This window comes from Deinococcus piscis, from assembly GCF_014653275.1.
GTDB lineage: Bacteria > Deinococcota > Deinococci > Deinococcales > Deinococcaceae > Deinococcus > Deinococcus piscis.
Window position 1 is genome coordinate 1 of sequence record NZ_BNAL01000026.1, and the last position, 15,377, is coordinate 15,377.

A 15,377-nucleotide genomic window follows, 5' to 3' on the forward strand; every position below is an offset into this window, starting at 1 on the left:
GCAGTTGGTGGAGCCAACTGGGGAATTGCAATATGATGCAATCTACACCCGGAAGCTACTTAGCAGCCAACTTGGCCCCGCAGAAAAAGAAAAAACCCACCTTGCGGCGGGCTTCTTATCTGGTAGTTCCGAGCGGATTTGAACCGCTGACCCCTACCGTGTCAAGGTAGTGCTCTACCCCTGAGCTACGGAACTGCATGTGGATGGGGGTAACAGATTTGGAGGCGCTGACCGGACTCGAACCGGTGGTGGAGCTTTTGCAGAGCTCTGCCTTACCACTTGGCTACAGCGCCGGCTATGCGGATGACCTCTGCTCAGGCCAGCGGAGAGAATGGTAGCACGGGCCTAGAGGGTTGTAAAGCTAAGCACATTGGCGCAGGCCGGTGCGGGGAGCTTGCCCGCTATGATGGTCGGCATGACCGAAGGCAAGCAGAGCGGCAAAGAGCACAAGCAGGACCACAAGGCCAAGCAGTATGGCGTGACCCCGCAGAGCGAGGATTTCAACGACTGGTACAACGAAGTGGTGAAGAAAGCCGACCTGGCCGATCATTCCCCGGTGGCGGGCGCGATGGTGGTCAAGCCTTATGGCACGGCGCTGTGGGAGCGCATTCAGCGCGGCCTGGATGACCGTTTCAAAGCCACCGGCCACCAGAACCTGCTGTTTCCTACGCTGATTCCGATGGGCTTCATCATGAAAGAGGCGGACCACGTAGAGGGCTTCGCGCCGGAGCTCTTCACCGTGAGCAAGATCGGCACCGAGGAGCTGGCCGAGCCGTACGTGATGCGGCCCACCTCCGAGACCATCATCGGGCACATGTGGTCCGGCTGGCTCAACTCCTACCGTGACCTGCCCTTTTTGCACAACCAGTGGGGGAGTGTGTTCCGCGCCGAGCTGCGGACCAAGCCGTTTTTGCGGACCTCCGAGTTCTTCTGGCAAGAAGGCCACACCGCCCATGCCAGCGAAGCCGAAGCCCGCGCTGAAGTGCGCCAGCAGCTGGACGAATACCATTCTTTTTGCCGGGACGTGCTCGCGTTGCCGGTGGTGCGCGGCGAAAAGACCGCCTCCGAGCGCTTTGCCGGGGCCGAGAATACCTACTCCATTGAGGGCATGATGCGCGACGGCAAGGCGCTTCAGTCGGGGACCAGCCACTACCTGGGCCAGAATTTCAGCCGGGCCTTTGAGGTCAAGTTCCAAACCGCCGAGCAGCGCGAAGAGTTCGCCTATACCACCTCCTGGGGCCTGAGTAGCCGCATCATCGGGGCACTGATCATGACCCACGGCGACGATTTTGGCCTGATGCTGCCGCCCAACATCGCGCCCATTCAGGTGGTCATCGTGCCGGTGGGCCGCAAAGAGGACTTTGCCCAGATGGTAGAAGAAGCTCGCCGCCTGGCCGCCGAGCTGGAGCGTGAAGGCATCCGCGTGAAGGTGGACGACCGCGAGGGCCTGACCAACGGCTTTAAGTACAACGACTGGGAACTCAAGGGCGTGCCGGTCCGCATTGAGCTTGGTCCCCGTGACCTGGAAGCCGGACAGCTGGTGGTCAAGAACCGCACCAGCGAAGACAAGGAAACCCTGGGCCGTGTGGACGCCGTGACCAGCATGGACGCCCGGCTGGACGGCATTCAGCGCTACCTCTACGAGCGCGCCAAGAACTTCATGCTGGAGAACACGGTTACCGTAGACACCTACGACGAGTTCAAGGCGGCCATTGAGGCGGGCAAATGGGTGCGGGCGTTTCACTGTGGCGACCCCGAGTCGGAGCGTCAAATCAAAGAGGACACCAAGGCCACAGCGCGCAATGTGCCCTTTGACGACGCCGAGTTCTTCGCTGATCGTGAAGAAGGGGTCTGCGTGCATACCGGCAAGCCCGCTGCGTATGGCAAGCGTCTGCTGTTTGGCCGTCAGTACTGAGTACTGAGTGAGGGCCTGGCCTCCGCGCTGCGCCTGCGATAAGTCCCAGCGTCTCAATGACTGAGGTAGGGCGAAGTGGATGTCACTTTGTCTCAGGTGCTCTCGGTCACTAGTGGCCTAGACGCCTAGAGCAAGAGTGGTCGCCGCCTCTTTTTGCGCTATGTATGGGCGCTTGTCCGTTATTGGGCGCCGTGCTGCGAAGCCCCTTTGCCGGCGCCTGCTCCGCTGCGGAGCTGGGGTAAGATGTGAGGCGTTGTGGTGTGGTTGCGGGCCACAGCCGGAGCAGGTGTTTCCTGAGGCCGCAGGTGTCCTCGCCCTGGGTTGCACTGGACTGTTTAGACGCTTACACTGCTGCAATTGGCTTCCGGCTCGGTCAATCCTTTCTCTTCAACTTGCTCGTGAATTCATTCACTTCTGCTCGCATCATCTCCTGGAGGAATCATTATGAAAACCATCATCCTGGGTGCCGGTTACGGCGGTATGGCTACGGCCACAGCCCTCAAGCCCACTGACAATCTCGACGTTTTGCTGATTGACCAGCGTCCTTATCACACCTACTACACCCTGCTGCACGAGGCCGCTGGCCACGGCAAGACGGTTACTACGCCAATTCAGCCGCTGCTGCAGGGCACAGGCGTGGAGTACGAGCAAGCCAGTGTGGATCATGTGGACCTGGACGCCCGCGCTGTCCACCTCAAGGATGGCCGCGTACTGGAATACGATAAGCTGGTGGTCTCGATGGGTTCCGAAACCAACTTTTATGGTATTCAGGGCCTTCAGGAAAATGCAGACGTGCTCAAAGAGATTGAGGACGCCGAGAAGATTTATGACTGGGTCAACCGGGCCTTTGAGCCGGGCTTTACTGGCAGCCGCGATGTGGTGATCGGCGGCGCGGGCCTGACTGGCACCGAGCTGATCACGGAACTGGCCCAGCGCTCCGAAGAGCTGAGCTACAAAACCGGCCTGCCTAGGCTGAAGCTGTACCTGGTGGAAGCCGGTCCTGCGGTCTTGCCCACGGTAGATGCCAAGCTGCGTGAACGCGCCATCGGTGTGCTGAAGGACTACGGCATCGAAATTCTGACCAGCCACAAGATTGTGGAGGCCGCTCCGGGTAGTGTCACTGTCGAGAACGCTGCTGGTGAGCGCCGCCAGATTGCAGGCGGCAAGATCGTCTGGACTGGCGGCATCCGCGCCCGCAACCTGCTGCGCGGCGAGAACATCGTGGGTGGACCGGGCAACCGCATCAAGGTGGACCAGAACCTGGTGGCCCACAACTACCCGGACGTATTCGTCATCGGGGATATGGCTGCGGCCAACGCGAGCGACGGCGCACCTGTGCCCTCAACGGCCCAGCATGCCGGACAGGAGGGTCGCCACACCGCCGCCAACCTGATGCGTCTCGCGCATGGTGAAGCGCTGGAGGCTTATGAGCCCTACAGCCAGGGCGAGTTCGTCAGCCTGGGCGGCCTGATGGCCGTAGGTGCCATCAACCTGCCCGGCGACTACCGACTGGCCCTGACGGGTGTGGCGGCGCACGTCATGAAGATCGCCAGCCATGTGCGCTGGCAGCTGAATATCAAGTAACTGCGCTCGCTTTAGCTGGGCTTCTTAGAAGCTGCCGCCCGCTTTCTCCGGAGAGCGGGCGGCACTGCTTTGAGGCAATCAAGCGGACCTCAGCAATTGGGCAAATACTGTGCCGTCATACCTTCTGTGACCTGGAAGCTGCACAAAGAAAAAGGACCTGCCGGGGAATACCGGGCAGGTCCTCTTGGATGGGAAGAGTTCGCAGTTGTCTGTAATGGCTGCCGTTTGGGACTTATTCCCTGCGGTCGCGGGGCGGGGTGTTGCTGGTGCTCACGCCGGTGGTCACTTGGCGTACGGGGCGGACGCCACCTGCTGCGTTGGCTGCACCCATCCGGCTGGCCAGCAGAATCAGGCCAGCGGGGATCAGCCAGCCCAGACCGGCATAGGTGGCAGTCTTGCGGGCAGCAGCTTCGGCAGCCTCAGCAGTTTCGGCAGCTTGCTTCTGGAGGCGGTCTACTTCCTGGCTGACTTCGGTCTGTACGTCCTGCGCCTGCGCCGTGCTCAGGCCCTGACGCTCCAGACGGGCGATGAATTCTGGGCCGCTCAGCTCATTTTGCACGTACTCGGTGCGGCTGCGGGTCACGTCAGCGATATTGGTCAGATTGACGCCGCTCGTGTTTGTGGCGCGGCGAAACACGCCCGCCACGACATTGGAGGTCGCAGACACCTGCTCTGGGGTCAGGTCCGTGTTGTCAGCAATCAGATACTCAATGTCCTCAGGCTGAATACCTGACACGAAGTCCTGCACGCTTGGGCTCTGAGAAGCGGCAGCTCCAGCGGCGGCGCCCGTGGTGGTGGCCGCAGTGGCCAGGCCACCGGCAGCGTTACCGGCCAGGCCCAGCAGGCTGCCGATGCCGCTGGTGAGCATCCAGGTAAAGGCCAGCACCAACAGTCCCCCAGTCACCAGGCCAGTCAGGCCAGCGTCGTCTTTGGTGATGGCTGCGTCGCCGTCATACGTGGCAGGCGAGCTGGCACGCACGGCGGTCAGTCCACCAGCGTAAGCGCCCACCAGGGCCGAGAGGGCCACCCAGATCAGGGCCTGAATACCAGTGCCTGACAGGGTGATTCCGGTGAGGGAGGTAACGACGGTGCCGAGGGCCAGCATGGTCATGGTCGAAACGGCACCCATAACGAGGCCAGCCAGAATGCCGCTCCAACGGAGGCGGCGTGAACGGGGATCAGTGTAAAGGGTCATAATTTCTCCTTGCTTAAAAGCGAAAATAGCGGGGCTGATGTGTTGCTGGTGGTGGCTTAATTGTTGGCGCTTCGCTGATACGCCGCCACTTCAAGGCTGCCAGGCTCAGGTCAATTCGCGCCTGGTCGAAAAGTTCCAGCCACGGGGCTGCCGTGGGGCCTTCTAACTTATGCGGGCAACGGCTCATAAAATAGGGAGAGTCTGTTGGTGCCCTGCTCATTAAGTGGGCCGTGCTGATCGAGTGGCCAGATCTATCAAATGGCTCTGTTTGTCGCTGCACTAGGGCTCACCAGCCTTCTGTAGCCCGTCCACCTGATGGCTGCCCTTGGCGGGGGGGCTGAAGGTGGTGCAGATGCTGCGGCGCAGAGTCAAGATCATCTGAATCGGGGATACCTGGACTAAGATGGCGGAGTGAAGCAGCGAGAAACACACGGCGGCCTGATGATTGTGCTGGAACCGGGAGATACCGGGACCAGTGTTCGGCGCAGCCTGGAAAGTCAGAGTCTGGCGCGGGTCAACGTGACCCTGGAAATTCAGGGCGACACCGCTCCAGACGCGGTATCCGACGCCATCAGCGTGATTGCCCGCTCCGGGGGACGGGTAAACCGGGTCCGTGCGCCCCGCGTATCGGTGAGTGCGCCTGCGCCAGTTTCGGCCTCCGATGAACGCGCCCGTGAGGAGAGCCCGGCGACCTCCTCGGACGACCCCAACCGCACGGTGATCCTGCCGCATTCTCTGCGTTCCGGGTTTCGCCGCGAGTACGGCGGCAGCGTGGTGGTCCTGGGTGATGTGAACCCGGGCGTCGAGATCGTGGCAGGCGGCGACATTATCGTGATGGGAGCGCTGCGGGGGGTGGCGCATGCTGGCGCTTATGGCAACACTTCGGCCATCGTCTGGGCACGGCCCATCGCCAGCGCCCAGATTCGGATTGCCGACGCCCTCGCCCGCTCGCCGGAAGGCAGTTCTCTAAGCACCATGCGCCGCCTGGAAGCGCCTGCCGAGGCCGAACTGGCCCGGATTCAGGAGGACCGCATTGTGATTTCCCCGGCATTTTCGGCCATGCCTCCGGTGGGCGGCGAGGGCTGAAGTGCGCGGCGTGTCTGCGGACTGCTTTTGGCGGCCAGGGGCGCGCCTGTTATACTGAGGTCTCAGACCTCGAACGGGAGGTGGGCGAGGGAGCCCACCTTTTTTCGTGGAGGAGGTGAGCGTGGCCCCCTGGGCCAGACATATGAATAACAACTTAGAACTGAGTAACGAAATAGCCCGGCAGCTGGGCAGCGAGTACGAGCTGCTGGAAGTGCAGATGCAGAATGCGTCAGGCCGCCCGGTCCTGCTGGTGCGGATTGACCGTCTCGATGAGCAGCCGGTAGCGGTGAACGATATTGAAGCGGTGACCCGCCGCCTCAGCACCTGGCTGGACGAAGCCGATCCCATCGGCGGTGAGTACCGTCTGGAAGTCGAGTCGCCTGGGGCCAAGCGTCCACTGCTGCGTTCCCGGCACTTTGAACGGATGCTGGGTCTCAAGGCCAAGGTGCGCGGCGGTGAACACGCTTTTACCGCGCCGATCAAGGCCGTGGACGGCGAACAGGTCACCTTTGACGTGCCTGGTCAGGGTGACGTGACCCTGCGAATCGCCGACCTCAAGGCCAACCTGGCCGAGTTTCCCAGCGAACACCGCTGAGCTGTTGGGGCAAGGCCGCACCCAGTGCTGGCCTCCCCTCAAGAAAGGATATCCATGTCGCAAGAAATCAACTTTGCGGACGCGCTGCGTGAAGTGGCGCAGCAACGCAATATCAACGAATTACAGCTGATCGAAGCCTTCGAGGAATCGCTGGCCCTCGCCTACAAGCGCAACATTGACACCGAAAAGCGCGTGGAAGTGCATCTGGACCCCCAGAGCGGCGACCTGGAAGTGCTGATCATCAAAGAAGTGGTGGAGAAGGTCGAAGACGAGAACATGCAAATCTCGCTTGCCGAAGCGCTGGAGCTGGACCCTGGTGTGGAAGTGGGCATGGAGATGGAGTTCCCAGTCGAGCGGGAGCAGTTCTCGCGCATCGCCCTGCAAGCGGCCAAGCAGACCCTGACCCAGAAGATGCGGGAAACCGAGCGTAATGTGGTCTACAACGAGTACAAGGACCGCGAAGGCCAGGTGCTGACCGCTCAGGTGGTCCGCAGCGACAACAAGGGCAACTGGTTCGTGGAGCTGGGAGCTGGCGAAGCCATCATGCCGCCCCGCGAGCAGATTCCCGGCGAGAAGCTGACCCCCGGCAACCGCGTCAAGATTTACCTCAAGGAAGTGCGCAAGACGCCCAAAGGCCCCACGATCTTGGCGAGCCGGGCCGATGAGCGCCTGCTGGACTACCTGCTGCGCCAGGAAATTCCCGAAGTGCAAAACGGTGTGGTGGAAATCAAGGCGGTCAGCCGTGAAGCTGGCCAGCGCTCCAAGGTGGCGGTGTTTTCCAACAACTCCAACGTGGACCCCATCGGTGCCTGCATTGGGCACCGGGGTGGGCGCATTCAGGCCGTCACCGGCGAACTGGGCCGCGAGCGTGTGGACGTGATTCTGTGGGACGAGGACCAGCGCGAATTCATCCGCAATGCCCTGAGCCCCGCCAAAGTCGGCCCCATTGAGCTGGACGAAGAAACCGGCACTGCCACCGTCACTGTCACCCCGGACCAGCTATCGCTCGCCATCGGTAAAGGTGGCCAGAACGTGCGCCTGGCGGCCAAGCTGACCGGCCAGAAGATTGATCTGCGCGAAACCGCCGCAATCAGTGACTTGGATGAAGCGATGAAGCAGGCCGTTGAGGCCGAAGGCGGCAAGTCGGGCGGCAAGGACACCTCGGCGTTTGATGCCCTCTTTGCAGACACTGCCGCGAGTGAGGCTGACACTTCAGACGCGGACGCTGGCACCGAGCAGGGCGAAGGTGACGCGCAGGTCTGAGACCCCCAAGGCGTCAGCGGCAGCTCCCCACGTGCCGCTGCGGACCTGTGTGGCTTGCCGCTGCACCCGCCCCCAGGCGGAACTGCTGCGGCTGACCCAGACCTCGGCAGGCGGCTGGCACCTGGCTCAGCCCGGCACGCGCCGCTTGCCTGGACGCGGGCGCTACCTGTGCGCGGAGAATCCAGCCTGCTGGACCGAGAAGAAACTGCGCCGTGCTTTTGGCGCTGCTGCGCCCGCTCTGGCCGAGCAACTGGCCGCAAGTTCCACCGAGCCGCTTTCCCCACCAACGCCATCAACAGCTCTACCATGACCATTGTTCCCCACCGGCAGAATGACCCTTTCCCCGAGGACCGGGCCATGCACTAAGCCGCTCTCCCTGATTCAATCTTTTCTCACCCGGAGGTGAGCTATGTCCAAAGTTCGTATCTATACCATTGCCAAGGAGCTTGGCATTGACAACGCTGAAATGCTCAGCATTCTTGATGACCTGGGTGTCAGCTACAAAAGCGTCAGCAGCACCATCGAAGCCGACACCGTGGAACTGATCAAAGGCATCGTCGCTGAAGGCGGCAGCTCAGCTCAGGCCGTTCCTGATGCAGCTGCAGCTGCACAAACGGCTGACGCCGCAGCGGGCAGCGCGCCTGCCCAGGCACAGCCCAAAGCTGCTCCGAAGGCTGACGCTGGCACCGACATGACCCCCGAAGAACTGGCCGAGTTGGCCCAACTGGAAGCCGAAGAGCAAGCTGCCCAGGAAGCGGCGGCGGCCCGCGGGGGCCTGCCTCACCGCGCCCCAGTGGTGACCATCATGGGGCACGTGGACCACGGCAAGACCAGCCTGCTGGACTACATCCGCTCCAGTAAGGTGGCCGCCAAAGAAGCAGGTGGCATTACCCAGCACGTGGGGGCCTTCGAGGCGCAGACCAGCCGGGGCAAAGTCGTGTTTATTGACACGCCTGGCCACGAAGCCTTTACCACTATCCGCGCACGCGGGGCCAATGTGGCCGACATTGCCATCATCGTGATTGCCGCCGATGACTCGTTGATGCCCCAGACCCGTGAAGCCATCGCCCACGCCCAGGCGGCGGGTGTGCCGATGCTGATTGCCATCAACAAGGTGGACCTGGCCCAGGCCGACCCTGAGCGCGTCAAGGCCGACCTGACCACCATCAACCTGGTGCCGGAGGATTACGGCGGCGACGTGATTACTGTGCCGGTCAGTGCCCGCACGGGCGAAGGGGTCGAAGACCTGCTGGAGTACATCTCCCTGACCGCCGAACTCGAGGACCTGCGCGCCGACCCCAAAGGCAAGTTCGCTGGCGTGATTATCGAAAGTCGCGTGGACAAGCAAGCGGGTGTGCTGGCGACGGTGATGGTGCAAGAAGGCACGCTGAAAGTCGGGGATTTCCTGGTCGTGGGCGAGAACTACGGCAAGGTCAAGGCCATGACCGACTCGGCAGGCAAGCGGATCAAGGAAGCTGGGCCCAGCACGCCGGTGCAGATTCTGGGCTTCAGTGAAGCGCCCAGCAGCGGCGAAATGGTCGCCAGTGCGGGCAACGAGCACGAAGCCCGCGAGTTGGTGGCGCAGCGTCAGGAACAGCGCCGCGACGAGGAAGACGCCCGCAAGAAGCCCAAGCTGAGCCTGGATGACATCCTCGGTCCGCTGAGCGAAGTGCAGACCGTCAACCTGATTCTGCGCGCCGACACGCAGGGCAGCCTGGAAGCCATTCAGGGCATCCTGGCCCAAAAGGAAACGGATGACGTCAAGCTGAACGTGATGCTGGCCGGCATCGGTGCACCTACTGAGGGCGACGTGCTGCTGGCGTCCACCGCTGAGGCGACCATTCTGTGCTTTAGCGTGGTGCCCAGCGGAGCCGTGAAAAAAGCCGCTGAGAACAAAGAAATCGACCTCAAATCCTACCGGATCATTTACGAGATGATTGACGAGGTGGACCGCCTGATCAAGGGCAACTTGGAGCCGGTCTACGAGGAGCAGTACCTGGGCCGCGCTGAGGTCCGCATGGTCATTCGCCACCCCAAGACCGGCAACATCGCCGGTTCGTACATCACCGACGGCCTGTTCAAGCGTGGGGCCAAAGCCCGCGTGACCCGTGGCAAGGAAGTTGTGTACGAGGGCAACGTGGCTGGCCTCAAGCGCTTCAAGGATGACGTGCGTGAAGTGCGTCAGGGCCTGGAGTGCGGTATCAACCTGGACTGGGATGAAGTGCAAGAAGGCGACATCATCGAAGCCAGCGAGATGGTCGAAGTCGAGCAGTAAGACTTCTTTTCAGGAAGAGAGGCAGCCGGTGAGAGGGCTGCCTCTTTTTTTCTCTGGATATGTCTAAGGAGCTACCGGGTGTGGCTTGGGTCATAGGCTGCACAAATGTGCAGAAGGTCGGCCAGTTTCTGAGTAGGATGCAGAGAGAAAAAGACCGACTGGTTCACCGCCCGTTGCGGCCTGTTCGCGCAAACGCCATCCAACCTTGAGGAGTTCCGAAATGCAAAAAACCGTTCTGATGTTCGCCGCCCTGACCCTCGCCGCTGCTCCGGCCCTGGCTGCCGGCAAAATCCCCGCTGGCGGCTTCAAATCCTGCAAGGAAGCCAACGCTGCCGGCTATTACAACATCAAGAAGGGCGACCCGGCTTACAGTGCAAAGCTGGACCGAGACGGGGACGGGATGGCCTGCGAGAAGAAATAGACGAGACAATCAGGTCAATATTTTAGGTTTGAGCCACAATACATAGCTAGGGGGAAGAATATGGGGAATACAGATGACTTCTTCAGTAGTAATCAAAAATTACCTTCTAAAATTAAAACAGAGATAGTTAGAAAATATCTAAGGGCTTGGTCGGTTATTCTGTCATCGAAGCACAAAAAGATAGGCTACGTTGATTTATTCTCTGGAACGGGATATTTTATTGATAAGGATGGTCATAGGGAGCCGTCAACCCCTATTGAAGTGATGGAATTTTGTGCTTGTTATTACCGTGATATGGCTAAGAATTTTTATATTCATTTTAATGAACCAAATGTCGAGTATTTCAATGCTCTATCAGAAAACTTAAAAAATCACAGGATGTGGCCGCATATTCAGAGAAGATTGACACTAACTCATGAGTTTATATCTGCTGAAAATCTAGAAGAGTTCATTCGCCCGTATCCGTGTCTATATTTTCTAGATCCATTTGGATATGGAGGATATTCTATAGAATCTATTAGTAAAATATTATCTGGCAGAGGGAATGATATCTTATTCTTCTTTAACTTTAACAGATTCAATATGGATATATCACATCCATCGGAAAAAATAAAAAGTCAATCGGAAATTTTCTTAGGCGTGGAAAGTAAAGCCGAACTTTTAGAAAAAATTCATAGTTTGCATGGAAGAGAAAAGCAGAAGGCTATAGTAGACCACATTTGGTCAGCGTTAGAAAACTGTTTGCCTGAGAAATGTTATGTGGTGCCGTTCGAATTTGAATTTCAAGATAAAGAGCGTACTAGTCATTATCTCGTATTCGTTTCTAAGAATATTACCGGTAGAAAGATAGCCAGAGAGGTAATGTCAGGATTAAGGACTGAAGAAGGCGGGGAATTTAGGTTTAGTCTAAAAAAGTCTCAAAAGACACAGGGCCTTTTCAGTAATTATTATCTTCTAGGGGATCTACTGCTTAAAAGATTTTCCAGACAGCAGGTGACCGTAAGAGAAATTATCAATATTTATGATACTGAGAATCCACGTAATTCTTATGTAGATAAAGATTATAAAGATTCTCTAAAACAACTCAGAGAACAGGGCATTATCGCAGTTGAGAAGCCTGACGGAAAAAGGGTACCTGACAGTCAGATGCCAGATACCTCAATCGTGACTTTTCTTAGATAGCGTTTAACTCTTCATCGGTAAGTAATTCTCTATAAACAGCCGGCATTTCATCCCAAGAGCGCCCGTCGAGCATTCTGCCATTCTTTTTAGGTGTGGAACCGCCCCATTGCTTGTGAAAGAAAGCAACCTTGCTCTCTAGGCACTGATCTCGTATCGAACGTACCCAGTTCTCATCTATCGGGCGATGGTTTTTGCCAGATTCGCCACCAGTAATGACCCAATGAATGCCGGTCAAATCTAGCTCTAGCGGTCCTAAGAGAGGCTCACACGAAAGGAAACGTACTTTGGCATCTACCTCTCTCAAATGATCGATGCGATATGCGTACTTTTGCGTCTCTACTGATACGCCCATCCAAACGTTGTCAGGCCAGTCTAGATAGGGTGCTATTTCACTTAGCCGTTCTGCTCTTTTGGTCAGAACTTGGAAAACATGTTGAGGGCAGTCTGCCATGACTTCAAAGATTCTTTCAAGATAAGAGAGTGGCATCTGCTCGTGGAAGAGGTCAGACATGGAATTGACAAAGATACGACTCGGTTTTTTCCAAGTCCTTGGCTGTTGCAATCTCTCCTCATGGATGGTGAAAGTAAACCCGTTGGGAAAGGTGCCCTTAAAACGACGGGTAATTTCCTCGGCGTAGCAGTGCTTACATCCAGGAGAGACCTTATTGCACCCTGTTGTAGGGTTCCAGGTCTTGTCGGTCCATTCAATTCCCGTTTTGGTGCTAGCCATAATTCCTCCTAAACTTTTCAGTTTACTAAATTATACGCTAAAACACAGTAATATGGATGGGGTGTTCGATAAACACGGGTTGAAAGCCTTTTTGGCTATACGGACAGGGAGTGGGCAGTCATGTGGACGTTGAGTGTGCCTTGCCAACAGGTACAGTCGGAATATGCCGCTATGCGGTAGTTTTTTGTTGCCATTTTGTTGGATGGCAACTAAGGTGAACGCCAAGGATTGCTGGACTGACTGTGAGGAGCAGGTGTATTTGCTGGACGACTAAGGTGACACAGGTTCAACTCTCGCTGCCCTGATAGACTGGCGAGCGTGAAAAATGCTGTAGTTATCGCACCGAAGAACCTGGAGAACCGCCATGTCTAACCTTGCCATCGGCATCGTGGGCCTGCCCAACGTCGGCAAATCTACCCTGTTCAACGCCATCACCCGCGCCAATGCGCTGGCGGCCAACTATCCTTTTGCGACCATTGAGCCGAACGTGGGCCGCGTAACTGTGCCCGACGAGCGCCTGAGTGCACTCAGCCAGGTCTTTACCAAGGGAGACCGGGTGCCACCGATTATTCCCACCTACGTGGAGTTCGTAGACATTGCCGGTCTGGTCAAGGGGGCCAGCAAGGGCGAGGGTCTGGGCAACCAGTTCCTGGCGAACATCCGCGAGGTGGACGCCATTGCCCACGTGGTGCGCTGCTTTGAGGACGACAACGTGATTCACGTGGCGGGCCGGGTGGACCCGGTAGACGACATCGAAACCATCAATACCGAGTTGATTCTGGCCGACCTGGCCGGGCTGGAAAAGCGCCTGACGAATCTACAGAAAAAAGCCAAGGGCAACGACAAGGAAGCGGCAGCCCTGGCGTCGCTGGCCGAGCAGATCATCGCGGTGCTGGGCGAGGGGAAGCCGGCCCGTGCGGGCAGCTATGACGCGCCGATTCCCAAGGATTTTGGCCTGATTACCACCAAGCCGGTGATCTACGTGGCGAACGTGGGCGAAGACGAGCTGACTGAGGAGAACGACCACGTTCGGGCGGTGCGTGAGTACGCCGAGCGTGAAGGCGCGCTGGTCGTGAAAATCAGTGCCCAGATTGAGGGCGAGCTGGCCGCCATGCCTGAAGATGAAGCCCGCGAGTTCCTGACCGACTTGGGCGTAGAGGAATCCGGCCTGGATCAGCTGGTCAAAGTGGGTTACGACACCCTGGGGCTGATCACCTTTATCACCTCTGGCGAAAAGGAAGTGCGTGCCTGGACCATCCGCGACGGCGAACGGGCCCCTGAAGCCGCTGGCGAGATTCACACCGACCTGGAAAAAGGTTTTATCCGCGCCGAAGTGATTGAGTGGGACAAGATGGTGGAAGCGGGCGGCTGGGCAAATGCCAAATCGAAGGGCTGGGTTCGCACCGAAGGCAAGGACTACGTGATGAAAGACGGCGACATCATGAACGTGCTGCACAGCAGCTGAGCGGGCAGTAGTCAGCCAAAGGCGGAAAGCAGAAGGCAGAGCATCTTCGCTCTCAGGCCTTCTGCTTTTTCCTTGCTGCCTCTGCCCCTTACACTGACCCATGACCTTGCAGCAGATTTCGGACCGGGTGTGGTGGCTGGGCGGAGCGGTGACCAGTGTGGCCGTGGACAATGGGGCCGGTGGCGCGCTGATTGTAGATACGGGCCTGGACGACGCCCAAGCGCGCCGGCTGCTGCGTGGGCTGGAGGCGCAGGGCCTCACGCCAGCGGCGATTTTGAACACCCACTCGCACGCTGACCATCACGGCGGCAATGCCCACATCCTGAAAAAGTGTCCTGGCCTGCCGGTGTATGCGCCGCCGCTGGAAGCCGCCATCATTCGCCATCCGGTGCTGGAGCCGCTCTCGCTGTACGGGGCGCTCCCGCCTGCCGAGCTACAAACCAAGTTCCTGCTCGCGCCTGCTTCGCCCGCGCAGGAGGTGGAGGCCGGCCAGCAGACGCTGGGTGGAGCCGCCGTAGAGCTGCTGGCGGTGCCCGGTCACGCCGCGCAGATGTTTGCGGTACGCATAGATGACGTGCTTTACGCGGCTGACGCTCTGTTTGGCCCAGAGGCCCTGAGCAAACATCCCCTGACCTTCTGCGCCGATTCCGCCGCGCAAAAGGCATCGGCTCAGGCGTTGGGTGAGTTGAGCGGGATTCGCACGGTACTGATGGGGCATGGCGAGCCGTCCGGTGACCTGGCGGGCCTGGCCGAAGCGAATGTGCAGTCTTACGCCCAGACCACGGCCTGGGTGCTGGAGGCAGCCACGCAGGGCGCAGCGGGTCTGGACGAGCTGCTGGCGCGGGTGGCCGAGCTGGCCGGTGTCCAGATGAGCCACATGGGGCCGCTGCTCCTGAACCGCGCCGTTGTGGCGGCGCACCTTAAGGAGCTCTTGACCGATGGCCATGTCAGGGCGGAAATTCTGGAGAATCGGCTGCTCTGGGGCGTATCCTGACGCCATGACCAAAGCGAAGAAAGACACCAAGAAGCCCGCTGTCAAAGCGGAAGCGGGCAGGGCCAGCAAAGCCAAATCTGCCAAGGCCGATTCGCAGCGGACCGCCACCGATGCCGCCCATATGAAGGTCCAGCACAACGATCTGGTGGATCACAACTACCTGTCCGAAGAGCAGTTCGGTGCGGTGGCCGAAACCTTGCAGCGCAACCTGGCCACCACCATCTGCCTGTACCTGAAGTTCAAGAAGTACCACTGGGACATCCGGGGCCGGTACTTCCGCGATCTGCACCCCGCCTACGACGAGTTTATTGATATGTTCTTCCCCGCGATTGACGAGCAGGCCGAGCGTCTGGTGGCCCTGGGCGGCAGTCCGGTGGCTGCTCCCAGCGACCTAGACCGCTACAGCGTGGTGCAGGTGCCTACCGAAACCGTGCGGGACGCCTACACCCAGGTGCAGGACCTGGTGAGCGACCTGACCCGCGTGAGCAAGGGCTTCCGCGACGACAGCCTGACCGCCGACGAGAACGACGACCCCGCCACTGCCGACCTGTACAACGGTTACGCAGCCACCATGGACAAAATCCGCTGGATGCTTCAGGCCATGATGGACGACGAGTACATGCAGAACAACCGCTAAGGCGGAGGCGCAAGAATGAGGGCCTGCCCACCGGG

At 59.0% G+C, this 15,377-nt stretch carries 14 protein-coding genes and 2 tRNA genes; 12 read left to right on the forward strand and 4 right to left on the reverse strand.

The window, feature by feature from the left end; genetic code table 11:
* Positions 1-120: 120 nt before the first annotated feature.
* Positions 121-195, reverse strand: a tRNA-Val gene (locus IE158_RS09775).
* 24 nt (positions 196-219) lie between these two features.
* Positions 220-293, reverse strand: a tRNA-Cys gene (locus IE158_RS09780).
* Positions 294-415: 122 nt separating this feature from the next.
* Between IE158_RS09780 and proS the strand changes: the two genes are divergently transcribed.
* Entirely contained in the window at positions 416-1,915 is a 1,500-nt protein-coding gene (gene proS, locus IE158_RS09785) for a proline--tRNA ligase (protein WP_229839045.1), read from the forward strand.
* Between the two features lie 444 nt (positions 1,916-2,359).
* Positions 2,360-3,499, forward strand: coding sequence for an NAD(P)/FAD-dependent oxidoreductase (locus tag IE158_RS09790; RefSeq protein ID WP_189643515.1), 1,140 nt, complete (start codon positions 2,360-2,362; stop codon positions 3,497-3,499).
* A gap of 232 nt (positions 3,500-3,731) precedes the next feature.
* Here the strand turns inward: IE158_RS09790 and IE158_RS09795 are convergent, their stop codons facing one another.
* Positions 3,732-4,694: a hypothetical protein gene (locus IE158_RS09795; RefSeq protein ID WP_229839046.1), complete on the reverse strand. Its 963-nt coding sequence runs from the start codon at positions 4,692-4,694 to the stop codon at positions 3,732-3,734.
* Between the two features lie 411 nt (positions 4,695-5,105).
* Here IE158_RS09795 and IE158_RS09800 point away from each other — a divergent pair, with 411 nt between their 5' ends.
* The 7 genes from IE158_RS09800 to tcmP all read left to right on the forward strand — a co-directional run bounded on the left by IE158_RS09800 (position 5,106) and on the right by tcmP (position 11,516).
* Positions 5,106-5,780, forward strand: coding sequence for a septum site-determining protein MinC (locus IE158_RS09800; RefSeq protein ID WP_229839047.1), 675 nt, complete (start codon positions 5,106-5,108; stop codon positions 5,778-5,780).
* Positions 5,781-5,922: 142 nt separating this feature from the next.
* Positions 5,923-6,375, forward strand: coding sequence for a ribosome maturation factor RimP (rimP, locus tag IE158_RS09805; RefSeq protein ID WP_189643516.1), 453 nt, complete (start codon positions 5,923-5,925; stop codon positions 6,373-6,375).
* 54 nt (positions 6,376-6,429) lie between these two features.
* Complete coding sequence (gene nusA / locus IE158_RS09810; RefSeq protein ID WP_189643517.1) at positions 6,430-7,638, forward strand: transcription termination factor NusA; 1,209 nt, start codon at positions 6,430-6,432, stop codon at positions 7,636-7,638.
* The gene (locus tag IE158_RS09815; RefSeq protein ID WP_229839048.1) at positions 7,622-7,948 is read left to right on the forward strand and encodes a DUF448 domain-containing protein; all 327 of its coding nucleotides are present in this window, start codon (positions 7,622-7,624) and stop codon (positions 7,946-7,948) included. Before nusA ends, IE158_RS09815 begins: the two co-directional genes overlap by 17 nt.
* A 99-nt stretch (positions 7,949-8,047) precedes the next feature.
* Positions 8,048-9,913, forward strand: coding sequence for a translation initiation factor IF-2 (infB, locus tag IE158_RS09820; RefSeq protein WP_189643519.1), 1,866 nt, complete (start codon positions 8,048-8,050; stop codon positions 9,911-9,913).
* A 220-nt stretch (positions 9,914-10,133) separates the two neighbouring features.
* Positions 10,134-10,334 carry an excalibur calcium-binding domain-containing protein gene (locus IE158_RS09825; protein WP_189643520.1) on the forward strand — a complete coding sequence of 67 codons (201 nt, stop codon included), beginning with the start codon at positions 10,134-10,136 and terminating at the stop codon, positions 10,332-10,334.
* A gap of 60 nt (positions 10,335-10,394) precedes the next feature.
* On the forward strand, positions 10,395-11,516 hold the full coding sequence (tcmP, locus tag IE158_RS09830) for a three-Cys-motif partner protein TcmP (RefSeq protein ID WP_189643521.1): 1,122 nt from the start codon (positions 10,395-10,397) through the stop codon (positions 11,514-11,516).
* On the opposite strand, the gene IE158_RS09835 is transcribed toward tcmP, so the two are convergent.
* Positions 11,509-12,246 carry a DUF5131 family protein gene (locus IE158_RS09835; RefSeq protein ID WP_189643522.1) on the reverse strand — a complete coding sequence of 246 codons (738 nt, stop codon included), beginning with the start codon at positions 12,244-12,246 and terminating at the stop codon, positions 11,509-11,511. The genes tcmP and IE158_RS09835 overlap by 8 nt on opposite strands.
* A 364-nt stretch (positions 12,247-12,610) precedes the next feature.
* Here IE158_RS09835 and ychF point away from each other — a divergent pair, with 364 nt between their 5' ends.
* From ychF to IE158_RS09850, 3 genes are all read left to right on the forward strand, one after another.
* Positions 12,611-13,711: a redox-regulated ATPase YchF gene (gene ychF / locus IE158_RS09840; protein ID WP_189643523.1), complete on the forward strand. Its 1,101-nt coding sequence runs from the start codon at positions 12,611-12,613 to the stop codon at positions 13,709-13,711.
* A gap of 100 nt (positions 13,712-13,811) precedes the next feature.
* Positions 13,812-14,705, forward strand: coding sequence for an MBL fold metallo-hydrolase (locus IE158_RS09845; RefSeq protein WP_189643524.1), 894 nt, complete (start codon positions 13,812-13,814; stop codon positions 14,703-14,705).
* 4 nt (positions 14,706-14,709) lie between these two features.
* Positions 14,710-15,342, forward strand: coding sequence for a Dps family protein (locus tag IE158_RS09850; RefSeq protein WP_189643525.1), 633 nt, complete (start codon positions 14,710-14,712; stop codon positions 15,340-15,342).
* The last annotated feature ends 35 nt before the right edge of the window (positions 15,343-15,377 follow it).

Bases quoted from the DNA above. Each gene is read 5' to 3' on its own strand.
- IE158_RS09850 (WP_189643525.1), top strand. From the start codon at position 14,710: ATGACCAAAGCGAAGAAAGACACCAAGAAGCCCGCTGTCAAAGCGGAA.
- proS (WP_229839045.1), top strand. From the start codon at position 416: ATGACCGAAGGCAAGCAGAGCGGCAAAGAGCACAAGCAGGACCACAAG.
- rimP (WP_189643516.1), top strand. From the start codon at position 5,923: ATGAATAACAACTTAGAACTGAGTAACGAAATAGCCCGGCAGCTGGGC.
- IE158_RS09835 (WP_189643522.1), bottom strand. From the start codon at position 12,246: ATGGCTAGCACCAAAACGGGAATTGAATGGACCGACAAGACCTGGAAC.
- IE158_RS09825 (WP_189643520.1), top strand. From the start codon at position 10,134: ATGCAAAAAACCGTTCTGATGTTCGCCGCCCTGACCCTCGCCGCTGCT.
- IE158_RS09845 (WP_189643524.1), top strand. From the start codon at position 13,812: ATGACCTTGCAGCAGATTTCGGACCGGGTGTGGTGGCTGGGCGGAGCG.
- ychF (WP_189643523.1), top strand. From the start codon at position 12,611: ATGTCTAACCTTGCCATCGGCATCGTGGGCCTGCCCAACGTCGGCAAA.
- IE158_RS09790 (WP_189643515.1), top strand. From the start codon at position 2,360: ATGAAAACCATCATCCTGGGTGCCGGTTACGGCGGTATGGCTACGGCC.
- infB (WP_189643519.1), top strand. From the start codon at position 8,048: ATGTCCAAAGTTCGTATCTATACCATTGCCAAGGAGCTTGGCATTGAC.
- nusA (WP_189643517.1), top strand. From the start codon at position 6,430: ATGTCGCAAGAAATCAACTTTGCGGACGCGCTGCGTGAAGTGGCGCAG.
- IE158_RS09795 (WP_229839046.1), bottom strand. From the start codon at position 4,694: ATGACCCTTTACACTGATCCCCGTTCACGCCGCCTCCGTTGGAGCGGC.
- tcmP (WP_189643521.1), top strand. From the start codon at position 10,395: ATGGGGAATACAGATGACTTCTTCAGTAGTAATCAAAAATTACCTTCT.